This window comes from Thalassospira australica (assembly GCF_044790785.1).
Classification (GTDB): Bacteria; Pseudomonadota; Alphaproteobacteria; order Rhodospirillales; family Thalassospiraceae; genus Thalassospira; species Thalassospira australica_A.
In genome coordinates, this window is the sequence record NZ_CP085258.1 from 374,558 (window position 1) to 388,316 (window position 13,759).

Here is a 13,759-nt window from a genome sequence, read left to right on the forward strand (position 1 = left end):
GGCGGTTACTTGACCGCGCCAAATGTCAGGCCACGAACAAGCTGTTTCTGCGAGAACCAGCCGATGATCAGGATCGGTGCAACCGCCATTGTCGACGCCGCCGAAAGCTTTGCCCAGAACAGCCCTTCGGGGCTGGAATAGGAGGCAATGAAAGCGGTCAGCGGGGCGGCATCGGCAGTGGTCAGGTTCAGGGTCCAGAAAGCTTCGTTCCAGGCCAGGATGATGTTGAGCAGCATGGTCGATGCAATACCCGGAACCGCCATTGGCAACAGCACAAAGATGATTTCCTTGGGCAGGGTGGCACCATCCATGCGGGCCGCTTCAAGGATGTCGGACGGGATTTCCTTGAAATAGGTGTAAAGCATCCAGACCATGATCGGCAGGTTCATCAGGAACAGAACCATGATCAGACCGAACCGGGTATCGAGCAGACCCCAGTCGCGGAACACCAGATAGATCGGGACCAATACACCAACCGGCGGCATCATCTTGGTCGACAGCATCCAGAGAAGCGCATCCTTGGTCCGTTTGGTCGGATTGAAGGCCATCGCCCATGCACATGGCACGGCAAAAAGCAGACCCACCAGGGTGGAGCCAACCGACAGGATCACCGAATTCATGGCGAACCGGAAATAATCGGACCGCGCCTGTACCTCGGCATAGTTTTCCAGCGTCCAGTCGAACGAAATGAAGCTTGGCGGGATCGATACCGCTTCAAGTTCGGTTTTGAAACTGGTCAGGACCATCCAGAAAATCGGGAAGAAGATCAGAAGCCCGACAATCCAGGCAAAGATCGAAAAACCGATATGGCCAAGGGCTGTTTGTTTGTTTTCCATCTCGTGTCCCCTACCTGTCCAGGTTCTTGCCAATGAGGCGGATCAGGAAGATCGCCACGATATTTGCCAGAACGACAGCAACGATACCGCCCGCCGATGCACCGCCAACGTCGTATTGCAGCAGGGCCTGGGTATAGACGAGGAAGGCAATATTGGTGGTTGCAAGGCCGGGGCCACCGCCGGTTGTCACGAAAATCTCGGCAAAGACGGTCAGCAGGAAAATTGTTTCGATCAGCACGACCACCGTGATCGCACGGCTGAGATGGGGCAGCGTAATATAGAAGAAAATCGAAATCGGGCCGGCACCATCCATCTGGGCGGCTTCCTTCTGATCGCGGTCAAGCGACTGAAGGGCGGTCAGCAGGATCAGCACGGCAAAGGGCAGCCACTGCCACGACACCATGATGATGATGGCTGTCAGGGGGGCTTCGGAAAACCAGTCGATTGACTGGAAACCCAAACCGGTGGCAATCCAGGCAAACATGCCCGATACCGGATGCATCAGAAGGTTTTTCCAAACCAGCGCATTCACGGTCGGCATGATAAAGAAGGGCGCAATCACCAGCAGGCGCAGGATGCCACGGCCAAAAATCGGCTGATCAAGCATCAGGCCCAGCAGGACGCCGCCGACCACCGTGATCACAAGAACCGATCCGACGAGCAGAAGCGTGTTTGTCAGCGACGCAAAGAATGCCGGGTCGGTCAGGAAGAATTCATAGTTCAGCGTGCCAATCCATTCTTCCATACCGGGCGAAAGAAGGTTGTAACGCAGGAACGAGAAATAAATTGTCATGCCCAGCGGCACGATCATCCACAAAAACAAGGCGATGATCGACGGTGCAGACATAATGCGCCCGGTCAGGGTAGAGGACCGTGTCGACATGATGTGCTCCCTGTTTGAAGTCCCTGTTACCTCGATCCGGATGGAAAGAGGGTGGCGGTCAGAAGTGCCGCCACCCCAAGTTCATCAGGTCAAGGAGGCATAGGCCAGAAATCATTGCATCAGGTGCGGGTTTTCTGGCCTGTCATGCATCAGTAGTAACCGGCTTTGCGCATGGTGCGGTCGGTGCTGGACTGTGCGGCGGCAAGCGCATTGTCAACAGTCGAGGAACCGGCCAATGCGGCAGAGAATTGCTGGCCTACTGTGGTGCCGATACCCTGAAATTCAGGGATAGCGGCAAACTGAACACCGACATAGGGCTTCGGTTTCATGGTCGAATTGATCGGATCGGCACTGTCGATGGCAAGAAGGGTCTCGTCAGCGAACGGTGCGGCTTCCAGATATTTCGGGTTTTCGTACAGGGACATACGGGTACCCGGCGGAACGTTAGCCCAGCCTTCTTTGGAGGCTACGAGTTCCAGATAATCTTTGGACGTTGCCCAGGCGATGAATTTCTGGGCGGCTTCGACTTTCTGGGAACCGGTCGGAATGCCAAGGTTCCATGCCCAGAGCCAGTTGGCACCAGTGCAGGTTTCGGCGCACGGGGCTTCGGTGAAGCCGACCTTGTCTGCAACGGTCGATTCTTTGGGGTTGCTGACAAAGGATGCGGCGACGGTTGCATCGATCCACATACCGCATTTGCCCGAGTTGAACAGCGAAAGGTTTTCGTTAAAGCCGTTCGACGTTGCGCCCGGAGGGCCATATTTGCCGAGGATTTCGACATACATATCGAGGGCGTTTTTCCATTCGGGGCCGTCGAAGGTCGGGTTCCAGTTTTCATCAAACAGGCGCGCGCCGTAGGCATTGCCCATGGTGGTGATCAGCGCCATGTTTTCGCCCCAGCCAGCCTTGCCGCGCAGGCAGATACCATAAACACCGTTATCCGGGTCATGAAGCTTTTTGGCGATGTCGAGCGTCTGGTCCCAGGTCAGGCGACCATTGATGGAAATACCGGCTTTTTCAAACAGGTCGGTACGATACATCATCATCGAGCTTTCGCCGTAGAAAGGTGCGGCAAAAAGCTGATCATCCATGCTTACCGCAGAGCGGATCGCAGGCATGATGTCATCGGTATCGTAATCGGCACCCAGATTATCGAGCGGTGCCAGCCAGCCCTTTTCAGCCCAGATCGGAACCTCGTAGGTGCCAATCGTCATGATGTCATACTGACCGCCCTTGGTGGCGATGTCGGTGGTGACACGCTGACGCAGGGTGTTTTCTTCGAGCGTAACCCATTCAAGGGAAATGTCGGGGTTTTTGGAGGTGAAGTCATCCGTCAGCTTCTGCATGCGGATCATGTCACCGTTGTTCACGGTAGCGATGGTAAGTTTTGTTTCGGCATTGGCGGAGAATGCGACACCGCCTGCCAACAGCGCACAAAGCGCTGCTCCCGTTACGCGTTTCATAGTTCCTCCCAAAGGACTGTGTACCCGATGGGCAAATTATCTTGCCCGTTTGATCATTTGTTCAGGTAATGAGCATTCACTCAATTTGAGGGTGGTTTGTCAAACGAAATCGTTTTTGCGCTGCAACAAGAAAACCCCGCCAAAACTTTTGACGGGGTTGATTTCTGTATTGATTCAAAACGTGTTTTGCGGCGATCAGGCGCGCAACAAAGCTTCGGCGGTGGCTTCGTCGGTAATCAGTGTGGTGATCAGTTTGCCGCGCATCGCCCCGCGAATCGCGGCGACTTTTTTGGCCCCCTTGGCGACAGCGATCGTATTTTGTGCCGGAATATGGATCGGCGCGCTGGTGACACGATGGTTGACATCGTGGTCAAGGATCGCGCCATTTTCATCGAACGACCAACTGACGACTTCGCCGATGCCGCCATCTTTTTGCAGGGAACGCAATTCATCCTTGCTGATGAAGCCATCGATATAAAGCGGCGCATCGGCACCAAGATCACCAACCCCGACAAAGCGCACATCGGCCTTGGCGGCCAGATGCATGATATTGTCCATCGGCGGCTGTTGCTGCATCTGGGCGCGCACACTGGCACTTTCGACAATCACCGGGATCGGCAACGGATAGTGCGGCGCACGGGTCCGGTCCGCGAGGTCGGTGACCGCGTCATAGAAACTGGCCGCGCCGTCGTGGGCAATCGTTCCGACAAGCGAAACGATCTTGTGATGACGTCCATTGATACGTTGAACTTCATCGACCATGCCGCGCATCGCACGCCCGGTACCAACCGCAATGATTTTGGGTTCGGGGGATTGCAGCACGCGTTCAAGATAGGTCGCAGCCGTCTGCGCCATGCCAAACATCGCGTCCGGTGCCGCCGGATCGGTCGGCACGACATCGCAATTGGCAAGGCCGTATTCCTTGCACAGCGAGGCGGCCAGTTCCATGCAGTGGGCAATCGGGTGATCAAGGCGGACCTTGACCAGACCTTCGCTTATCGCGGCGGATACCAGACGCTGTGCCGTGGGGCGTGAAACGCCAAGTTTGGTGGCGATTTCATCCTGGGTATTGCCCGCGCAATAATAAAGCCATCCCGCGCGGGCGGCTTCATCCAGTCTTGTGGCCTCTTTGCGTGTTCGTTTTACCATCCCTGTCCTCGATTTATTTTTCTTTATGGATCGCGGCGCTGATGGCGGGAGCGCCGGTTAATCGATATAAATTCCCTATCGTTTTTTTGCGGTTCTGACCAGCGGGAATGATCCGGGCAAAAAGAAACCCGCCGGGATAGGCGGGTTTCGAAGATGTTCATTGAGGTCGCGATTATTTCTTTGGCAGATATTCCGCGACCAGCTTTTCGGCAATCTGAACCGCGTTAAGGGCGGCCCCTTTGCGCAGGTTATCGCCAACACACCAAAGCGAAAGCCCGTTTTCAACCGTCGGGTCCTTGCGCACGCGCGACACGAAAACATTGTCTTCGCCCTGGACTTCCTGGGGCGTGACATATCCCTCGTCCTGACGGTAATCGACGACGGAAACGCCGGGGAAGTCTTTCATTGCCTTGCGGGCTTCTTCGACGGTGACGGGGTGTTCAAACTCGATATTGATCGCCTCGGCATGGCCGACAAAGACCGGGACACGTACACATGTCGCATGAACCCGGATATCGGGATCAAGGATTTTGCAGGTTTCTGCCGTCATTTTCCATTCTTCACGGGTCGAACCATCATCCATGAATTCGTCGATATGCGGAATGACGTTAAAGGCGATCTGTTTGGTGAACTGTTCCTTGACCGGTAGATCATTGACGTAAATGCCCTTGGTCTGGTTGAACAGCTCATCCATCGCAAGTCGACCGGCACCGGAAACCGACTGATAGGTCGCAACCACAACACGTTTGATCGGTTGCAGGTCATGTAGCGGTTTGAGCGCCATGACCATCTGAATGGTCGAGCAGTTCGGGTTGGCGATGATGTTTTTCTTGGCGTAACCGGCCAGTGCGGCACCATTTACCTCTGGCACGACCAGCGGTACACCGGGCTCCATCCGCCAGTAGCTGGAATTGTCGATGACAACGCAACCCGCAGCAGCAGCCTTGGGCGCCAGCGTTTTGGCCGTTGTGCCACCGGCAGAGAACAGCGCGATATCGACCTTGGAAAAATCGAAGGTTGCGGCATCTACGACCTTGAGTTCCTTGTCACCGTAATCCAGTTCGCGGCCGACCGAACGCGAGGAGGCGAGTGCGAAAATTTCATCGGCCGGAAATTGGCGTTCTTCAAGCGTATTGAGCATCTCGCGCCCGACATTTCCGGTCGCGCCGACAACGGCGATTTTATAGCCCATCAGGAGCCTCTTTCAGTCTTGCTGGCATTGCTTTATACGCGTTGCCCCTCTTTGGTATGGGGCGTTCGGATTTTGCATATGCCTGTGGATAATCGTCTGTACAGCTTGGGGCGAGATGTAAGGTTTTATCGAGGAGCACGCAAGGAGTTCGTCGGTATTTACCCCTTGAGATTGCAAAAAAATCTGGCAGAATTACCAACGGGGTTCGAGCACCGAACCCTAAATCAGAATCGTTCGGCCCCGGCTTTGAGTTTTCTGTTTTCAATGTCCGTAGGTGCGCGGCCTGTCTTGTAGCCGTTTCTGCATTTCCTTATTCGAACGATTGACTAGGCGATCCTGATTTAGGGTCCGGTGCTTATGTGAAATTCGGAAACGGATTTCATGTGGGGCGATGGCATTTCCGGCTTAAAAAGGACGGCAGATGACGTACCCGATGACACTGGACTGGACACAGAAAAAGGTTCTCGATTTTTTCCGGGAACATGTCACGCGCGGAACACTGGTATTCCGGGCGGACGATAGACACGAGATTGTTCTGGGGGATGGCAGCGACCCCAGGGCAACGATGACCATACCGAACTGGACCGACACATTGAAAATGGCGCTAAGTCCCGATCCGGGATTTGGTGAAGCCTATATGCGTGGCGGTTTTGATGTTGTTTCAGGCGAGATGGAAGATCTGATCAGGGTCTTGCGGCTTAACTTCGAAGGTGGTCATTCGGCAAACGGATTTGGCCTGTTCATCGAAAAGCTGCAGGCGCTTAAATTCCAGATCGCGCAATTTACCTCGGTCAAGGCCGCGTCCCGGCGCGTGCGCCATCATTATGATATCGGCAATGATCTCTATACCCGTTTCCTTGATCCGGAAATGCAGTATTCCTGCGCCTTCTGGGATGATGGTGCCCAGACGCTGGAAGAAGCGCAAAACCGCAAAATGACCCTGACGACGCAGCGTCTGAAGATCGATCAGCCCGATCTTCGGGTGGTTGATATCGGCTGTGGCTGGGGCGGGTTGAGCCGCTTTATCCGGCGTACCACCGGGGCTGAGGTGCACGGGATCACGCTTTCGACCGAACAATATAACTGGGCGCTCGAACGCAAGGCGGAACTGCCCGATAACTTCCACGAAGGTCTTGGATATCATCTTCTGGATTACCGGTTGTTTGCCGATGCGAATGAAGGAAAATATGACCGGGTTGTTTCGGTCGGCATGTTTGAACATGTCGGGCGGCCACAATTCAAAACCTATTTCGAGAAGGTCGGCAAATTGCTGAAAGCTGGCGGTCGGGTGGTGATCCATACGATCATCAAACCGCGCCCGGATTTCACATCGCCCTGGATTGATCGTTATATCTTTCCGGGGGGATATATCCCGGCTGTCCACGAAGTCATCGAGGCGGCCGAGAATGCAGACCTTAAAGTCGAGGCATCGCATTTCCACGCGGGACTGAACTATGCCCGGACCCTGGTTGCATGGCGCGACCGGTTCCGCGAGATTGCCGATCAGCTTGATCCGGAAAAATACGACACCGAGTTTAAACGGATGTGGGAATTTTATCTGGCGGGCTGCATCAATGCCTTTGACGAACGTGAAGGCGGTGGCGGGATGCGGGTGGGGCAGTTTGTTTTCACCAAACCCGGCTATCGCTTTACTTGAAAACGCATCGGTCGGGCTGTCGTTTTGTGATGACCCGACCCATATATATTCAATGTTCAAACGGGCCGCAGAGCCCGAACCCGATAATGCGTGTCGTGGGTCAACCGGCATGGCGCGCGATGTTCATACCCGGTTGTTCCTTCGGGAGGAAACAACATGCTGAACATGACACACCGGGATACTCCGGGCACACGTGCATATTCCACCCAGATCACCCATCGTACCGGACCCCATATCGGCCGTGTTGACGATTATGTCCGGGCGCTTCGATCCATTGATATGTCGAGCTGCGAACGTGACATGCTGCGTGCCCATGCCAAGGCACCGGGGCGTGAAATCACCGGTAATCAACTGGCAAATACCATTGGCCATTTTGGTTCGCGGATCGGAAACAAAAAATATGGCAAACTGGCGCAAAAAATAGCCTTGGCGGCCGAATTGCCGATGTGCAAATCCGATGTCAGCGATTATCTGGCGGCGGTTTTCACATTGGCCGATGGTGAACAGCAAAACAGCGAAGACTGGCATTGGGTGATGCATAAAGAAGTCGCCGAAGCCCTGAAAAAGACCCGTATCCTATAGAATTCGGCGGCAATAAAATTTTTTGGCCGGATGTGTAACGTGGGGTAAAGCTGTTTCGTCCTGATTGCAAAGGGGGATTTTCCCCGGTTTTCAATCACGGAGAAACACAATGAGCCGTTTTGACGTTCCGAAATCCAGCCCGAAAATTTTTGAAGCGATGCTGGGGCTTGCCAGCAGCCTTGAAGACAACCCGCGGATTCCGCGTGTCTTGCGCGATCTGGTCGAATGCCGCGTGTCGCAAATCAATGGATGTTCGCATTGCCTGCGCATGCATTCCAAAAGCCATGCCGATCACGGTGGGGACGCCATCAAGGTGACCATGCTGGCGGTCTGGCGCGCGGCCAAGGGATATGACGAGGCGGAACGGGCAGCACTTGATTGGGCCGAGTGCCTGACCGAAGCGGTTGATCAGGACCGCATTTCGCAAAGCTATCGCAACCTTGTCGATCATTTCGAAAAAGACGCCATTTCCGAGCTGACCTGCATCATTTCAACGATGAATGCGTGGAACCGTCTTGGCATTGCGCAGCATGAGTTTGCCTGATCGCACTCCCCGATCCGATAGGGTCTTTGCTTCGCCAGACCTATCGGGCAGGATGACCACCCAATCGGCGATACGGGCCTGTCCCGTATCGCTTCATGTGTTTGACGGGGATCGCATGGCAGATCAGGTTTTCGAAACCCATCGCGGGCGGCTGCATGCCCTGGCCTATCGCATGCTGGGCAGTCATGCCGATGCCGAAGATGCCGTGCAGGATGTCTGGTTGCGTTGGCGGGCGACGGCAAAGGATGACATCCGCGATGCAACGGCGTGGCTGGTGCGGGTCTGCAGCAATATCTGCCTTGATGTTCTGAAATCGGCCCGTCGCCAGCGTGAAAATTATGTCGGGCAGTGGCTGCCCGAACCCTGGGCGCCAGTGATTGAGGCGGAAGCCGAAAACAACCTGATTGAACGGGATGGTCTGGGGCAGGCCTATGTCATGATGCTTGAACGGTTGGGACCGGTCGAACGGGTTGCCCTAGTCCTTCATGATGTGTTTGACTGGTCACACGAGGAAATCGCCCCGGTGATCGAGCGGACCGAAAACAATACCCGCCAGATCCTGTTTCGGGCGCGCCGTAAAGTAAACCGGGAACATGATCGTGATCCCACACCGGTGCCCGATAGTGACACTGCAGACAAAGAACAGGTCTCAGCCTTTGTCGATGCCCTGATCGGGGGTGATTTGAACGCTTTGATCGGGCAATTGGCTCCCAATGTGATCATGCATTCCGATAGCGGCGGCAAGGCCTCGGCTGCGGTGAATCCGATTTACGGGGCGCGAAATGTTGCGCGCTTCTTTGCCGGAGTCTGGCGCAAAAAGGCCGAGAATGCGGTTGAAAGCATCGCGTTTGACGGAACAGGTTACTGGATATTGCTTCATGAAGGCGACAGGCTGGTAAGTGCCGTTGGATTGGCGCAAAAGGACGGTGCCGTGGTTGATATTTTCGTTCACCGCAACCCGGACAAACTTGTTTTCCTGCAACATCTGGGGCGGCCATAGAAAAAGGCCGGATCGATGATCCGGCCTTTTGCGGTTCATTCAGTTTTTTTTGATCAGGCGATCTTGTCGAGTTCGTTGATAAGCGACTCACCCATGACGGTGGTCGAAACCTTTGCCATGCCCGGTTGCATGATGTCAGCGGTGCGAAGCCCGCCTTTCAGAACATTCTGAACGGCGGTTTCGATCAGGGTTGCATCATCGCCCATGTCGAACGAATAACGCAGCATCATGGCGAAGGACAGGATGGTTGCCAGCGGGTTCGCGATGTCCTGACCGGCAATGTCCGGGGCGGAGCCGTGTACCGGCTCGTAAAGCGCCTTGCGCGCACCGTTTTCATCGGCGGCCCCCAGCGATGCGGATGGCAGCATACCGAGCGAACCGGTCAGCATGGCAGCACAATCCGAAAGGATGTCGCCAAACATGTTGGTGGTGACCATCACGTCGAACTGTTTCGGGTTGCGGACCAACTGCATGGAGGCGTTATCGACATACATATGGCTGAGCTCGACTTCCGGGAAGTCCTTGGCAACACGTTCGACAACTTCGCGCCACAGGACGGTCGATTCCAGAACGTTGGCCTTATCGACCGAACACAGGCGTTTGTTGCGTTTCATGGACATGTCAAAGGCGACACGGGCAATACGTTCAACTTCCGGCTCGGAATAAACCAGCGTGTTGAAGCCAAAACGCACACCGTCGCGTTCTTCGATGCCGCGCGGCTGACCGAAATAAATGCCGCCGGTCAATTCGCGCAGGATCATGATATCCAGACCCTTGACGATGTCTTCCTTCAGCGTCGAGGCACCGACAAGCGCATCAAACACAAGGGCCGGGCGCAGGTTGGCAAACAGGCCCATTTCCTTGCGGATTTTCAAAAGGCCGCGTTCCGGTTTGATATCGAACGGAAGGTTGTCCCATTTCGGACCACCGACAGCACCGAGCAGAACCGCATCGGCAGCCATGGCATCGGCAAGCGTTTCGTCGGTCAGCGGGTTGTTGTGCGCATCGATCGATGCGCCGCCGATCAGACCTTCGGTGATTTCGAAATTGACGTTACGCTTCTTGGCCATCCAGTCCATGACACGCTGAACCTGACGCATGACTTCGGGGCCAATGCCGTCGCCGGGCAGCATCAGAACTTTTTTGGTGGTGCTCATCAAACAATCCTTCCCAGATATTATCGGGGCCGTTCACCCCGTATCGACAAAAAGGGCGGCAGGCCGATCTGGCCTGCCGCCACTTTGAATTACAGCGACAGCCAGGGCTGCGACGCAGCGCGCTTGGCTTCGAAGTCGTTGATTGCGTCTCCCTTTTGCAGGGTCAGGCCGATGTCATCAAGGCCGTTTAACAGGCAATGCTTGCGGAACGGTTCGACATCAAACGTGATGCAACCGCCATCCGGACCATGGATTTCCTGTTTTTCAAGATCGATGGTGATGGTGGCGTTTTCGCCGCGTTCGGCGTCATCCATCAGCTTGTCGACATCTTCCTGCGGCAGACGGATCGGCAGAATGCCGTTCTTGAAGCAGTTGTTATAGAAAATGTCGGCAAAGCTTGGCGCGATGATGCAGCGAATGCCGAAATCAAGCAGCGACCACGGTGCATGTTCGCGCGACGAACCACAGCCAAAGTTGTCACCCGCGACGATGATCTTGGCATTGCGATAGGCCGGTTTGTTCAGGACGAAATCCGGGATTTCGTTGCCCTTGTCGTCGTAACGCATTTCATCAAACAGGTTCTTGCCAAGGCCTGAACGCTTGATGGTTTTGAGGAACTGTTTCGGGATGATCATGTCGGTATCGACATTGATCATCGGCAGCGGTGCTGCCACACCGGTGAGGGTCGTGAACTTATCCATTAATCTTATCCCTTGCTTCCTGCTTCCCAGGCAAGACCGAGTGCCTCGATCAGTTCCTCGGTTGCGTCGATGTCCTTCGCAACGAAATCGGGCAGATTGATCCCGGTCAGCTGCGGTAGAAGCTGTTCAAGGATCGGGGCCCGGCCACAGCGCGCGGCGCCGTCACGGAAACTGATGAATGACTGTTCTGCCATGGGTGTCTGCCTTAACCGAGTTTGCGGACGTCAGTCAGATGACCGGTAACTGCTGCGGCCACGGCCATCGCCGGGCTGAGCAGGTGGGTGCGGCCACCACGGCCCTGACGGCCTTCGAAGTTACGGTTCGAGGTCGATGCGCAACGCTCGCCCGGCTCCAGACGGTCCGGGTTCATTGCCAGGCACATCGAGCAGCCCGGTTCACGCCATTCAAAGCCGGCTTCGAGGAAAATCTCGTGCAGGCCTTCGGCTTCGGCCTGTTCCTTGACCAGACCCGACCCCGGAACGACCATGGCACTGACGTGATCGGCAACCTTGCGACCCTTGGCGATAACCGCCGCGGCGCGCAGGTCTTCGATACGGCCATTGGTACAGGAACCGATAAAGACGCGATCAATCCTGATATCTTCGATATTGGTACCCGCGGTCAGGCCCATATATTCGAGCGACCGGGCGATGGCTTTCTGTTTGCCGGGATCCTTGGCATCGGACGGAGCGGGTACTTTGCCGTTAACCGGTACGACGTCTTCGGGGCTGGTGCCCCAGGTGACCTGCGGGATAATGTCGGCAGCATCGATTTCGACGATCTTGTCGTAATGTGCGCCTTCGTCGGACGGAAGCGTCTTCCAGTATTCGACGGCCTGTTCATATGCCGCACCTTTGGGTGCCATCGGACGGCCCTTGATATATTCAAAGGTTTTTTCGTCCGGTGCGATCAGGCCTGCGCGTGCGCCGCCTTCAATCGACATGTTGCAGACGGTCATGCGGCCTTCCATCGACAGCGAACGAATGGCCGAACCGGCATATTCGATGACATAACCGGTGCCGCCAGCCGTGCCGATGCGACCGATGATGGCAAGGGTGATGTCCTTGGCGGTAACGCCCGGATGCAGATCGCCTTCGACCTTGACCAGCATGTTTTTCGCCGGTTTCTGAACCAGCGTCTGGGTGGCCAGAACATGTTCGACTTCGGAGGTGCCGATGCCAAATGCCAGGGTGCCGAATGCACCGTGGGTCGAGGTATGCGAGTCGCCACAAACCATGGTGATACCCGGCAGGGTGAAACCTTCTTCCGGGCCGACAATGTGGACGATGCCCTGACGCAGGTCATTCATCGGGAAGTAATGGATGCCGGTATCCTTGGCGTTCTGGTCAAGGGTGTTGACCTGGATACGGCTGTCTTCTTCCTTGATGCCTTCGGAACGGTCTGTGGTCGGAACGTTATGATCCGGAACGGCAAGGGTCAGTTCCGGGTGGCGCACTTTGCGGCCGGCATTGCGAAGGCCTTCGAAAGCCTGCGGGCTGGTCACTTCATGAACGAGATGGCGGTCAATATAAATCAGGCAGGTACCATCATCCTGCGTATCAACCACGTGACTTTCCCAAATCTTGTCAAAAAGGGTTTTAGGCGCACCCATCTCGACCTCCTCTTAAAATCGATCTTTTATGCAGCGACGATCAGACATTTGCGCAGGTTTCGGATGTTGAACCGGGGGATAGCAAGAAGACAACCCAAGGATTGCCATGTCGTGTGGCGCGCAGTGTCGCCTGTTCCTCCGGGCATCCGGGTTTATCCCGGCTTGCGAAATATTATTATCCATAACCGCGCGGACTTGATCATTTTTGCCGCGGGAGTGCCTTTATACACTCAAGCTTCCAAATCGCAAGCAACCGGGCGCGTGTTTTTTTACCCGATTACATCCATAAGTAGATTGACGGAAAATCGGGCATCCAACGGTAGCGAAAACGATCAGATTCCGGGGATTCCAACTCAGAACAGAGATATCTGATATAAAATAAAATTATATATAATCCGCAAGGTTTCTGCGCTTCACATCAATTGGTCTGAAAAACCGGCGATTCGATATGATGCACGTATAAGGTGCATTCTGGAATTGTTTGTCGCCCGGTTTTGCGCCGCCATGCCCGGGTCAAAAGAAACGGGCTCACCCGAAGGTGAGCCCGCAGATCATTCCGACAATGCGAAACGCAGATTATTTCTTGCGTTCTGCGGCGGTCAGTTTGCCTTTGTGACCGGTGGTCTGTTCGGCGATACGTGCCGATTTACCGGTACGGCCACGCAGATAGTAAAGTTTTGCGCGACGAACGTCACCGCGACGGACGACTTCGATTTTGTCGATCGCCGGGGAGTAGTTCTGGAAGATACGCTCGACACCTTCGCCCGATGCGATTTTACGCAGGGTGAAGGACGAGTTCAGGCCGCGGTTTTTCTTGGCGATGCAGACGCCTTCGAACTGCTGGATACGCTCGCGGGTGCCTTCAACGACTTTCAGGTGAACACGGACGGTGTCGCCTGCGTCGAATTCCGGAACTTCGCGTTTTGCAGCGATTTTATCGAGCTGATCTTTTTCGATCTGCTGGATGATTGCGTTGGTCATGG

14 protein-coding genes are annotated in these 13,759 nt (G+C 55.1%); 4 read left to right on the forward strand and 10 right to left on the reverse strand.

The genetic code is table 11. From position 1 onward, the window contains the following. Positions 1–5: 5 nt before the first annotated feature. The 5 genes from LG297_RS01745 to LG297_RS01765 form a co-directional block, all read right to left on the reverse strand. A complete protein-coding gene (locus LG297_RS01745; RefSeq protein ID WP_404424513.1) occupies positions 6–836 on the reverse strand; it encodes a carbohydrate ABC transporter permease in 831 nt (276 codons plus the stop codon). 10 nt (positions 837–846) lie between these two features. Continuing rightward, positions 847–1,719 carry a carbohydrate ABC transporter permease gene (locus LG297_RS01750; RefSeq protein WP_404424515.1) on the reverse strand — a complete coding sequence of 291 codons (873 nt, stop codon included), beginning with the start codon at positions 1,717–1,719 and terminating at the stop codon, positions 847–849. Positions 1,720–1,868: 149 nt separating this feature from the next. Then, positions 1,869–3,182, reverse strand: coding sequence for an ABC transporter substrate-binding protein (locus LG297_RS01755; protein WP_404424517.1), 1,314 nt, complete (start codon positions 3,180–3,182; stop codon positions 1,869–1,871). A gap of 195 nt (positions 3,183–3,377) precedes the next feature. Next, the gene (locus LG297_RS01760) at positions 3,378–4,331 is read right to left on the reverse strand and encodes a sugar-binding transcriptional regulator (RefSeq protein WP_404424519.1); all 954 of its coding nucleotides are present in this window, start codon (positions 4,329–4,331) and stop codon (positions 3,378–3,380) included. Between the two features lie 172 nt (positions 4,332–4,503). Next, positions 4,504–5,523, reverse strand: a complete 1,020-nt coding sequence (locus LG297_RS01765; RefSeq protein WP_404424521.1) for an aspartate-semialdehyde dehydrogenase — start codon at positions 5,521–5,523, stop codon at positions 4,504–4,506. Positions 5,524–5,944: 421 nt separating this feature from the next. Here LG297_RS01765 and LG297_RS01770 point away from each other — a divergent pair, with 421 nt between their 5' ends. The 4 genes from LG297_RS01770 (at position 5,945) to sigJ (ending at position 9,306) form a co-directional block, all read left to right on the forward strand. Further along, a complete protein-coding gene (locus tag LG297_RS01770) occupies positions 5,945–7,180 on the forward strand; it encodes a class I SAM-dependent methyltransferase (protein WP_404424523.1) in 1,236 nt (411 codons plus the stop codon). A 156-nt stretch (positions 7,181–7,336) separates the two neighbouring features. Continuing rightward, entirely contained in the window at positions 7,337–7,762 is a 426-nt protein-coding gene (locus LG297_RS01775) for a hypothetical protein (RefSeq protein WP_404424525.1), read from the forward strand. A gap of 109 nt (positions 7,763–7,871) precedes the next feature. Then, entirely contained in the window at positions 7,872–8,306 is a 435-nt protein-coding gene (locus LG297_RS01780) for a carboxymuconolactone decarboxylase family protein (protein WP_404424527.1), read from the forward strand. Between the two features lie 52 nt (positions 8,307–8,358). Then, positions 8,359–9,306: an RNA polymerase sigma factor SigJ gene (gene sigJ / locus LG297_RS01785; protein WP_404424529.1), complete on the forward strand. Its 948-nt coding sequence runs from the start codon at positions 8,359–8,361 to the stop codon at positions 9,304–9,306. 53 nt (positions 9,307–9,359) lie between these two features. Here sigJ and leuB read toward each other — a convergent pair whose 3' ends face one another. The 5 genes from leuB to rplS all read right to left on the reverse strand — a co-directional run bounded on the left by leuB (position 9,360) and on the right by rplS (position 13,757). After that, entirely contained in the window at positions 9,360–10,463 is a 1,104-nt protein-coding gene (gene leuB, locus LG297_RS01790; RefSeq protein WP_404424531.1) for a 3-isopropylmalate dehydrogenase, read from the reverse strand. Positions 10,464–10,552: 89 nt separating this feature from the next. After that, positions 10,553–11,164, reverse strand: coding sequence for a 3-isopropylmalate dehydratase small subunit (gene leuD, locus LG297_RS01795; RefSeq protein WP_404424533.1), 612 nt, complete (start codon positions 11,162–11,164; stop codon positions 10,553–10,555). A 5-nt stretch (positions 11,165–11,169) separates the two neighbouring features. Then, the gene (locus LG297_RS01800) at positions 11,170–11,358 is read right to left on the reverse strand and encodes a hypothetical protein (protein WP_404424535.1); all 189 of its coding nucleotides are present in this window, start codon (positions 11,356–11,358) and stop codon (positions 11,170–11,172) included. Between the two features lie 11 nt (positions 11,359–11,369). After that, the gene (gene leuC, locus LG297_RS01805; protein WP_404424537.1) at positions 11,370–12,776 is read right to left on the reverse strand and encodes a 3-isopropylmalate dehydratase large subunit; all 1,407 of its coding nucleotides are present in this window, start codon (positions 12,774–12,776) and stop codon (positions 11,370–11,372) included. Positions 12,777–13,352: 576 nt separating this feature from the next. After that, positions 13,353–13,757, reverse strand: a complete 405-nt coding sequence (gene rplS / locus LG297_RS01810) for a 50S ribosomal protein L19 (protein WP_007089127.1) — start codon at positions 13,755–13,757, stop codon at positions 13,353–13,355. Between the last annotated feature and the right edge of the window lie 2 nt (positions 13,758–13,759).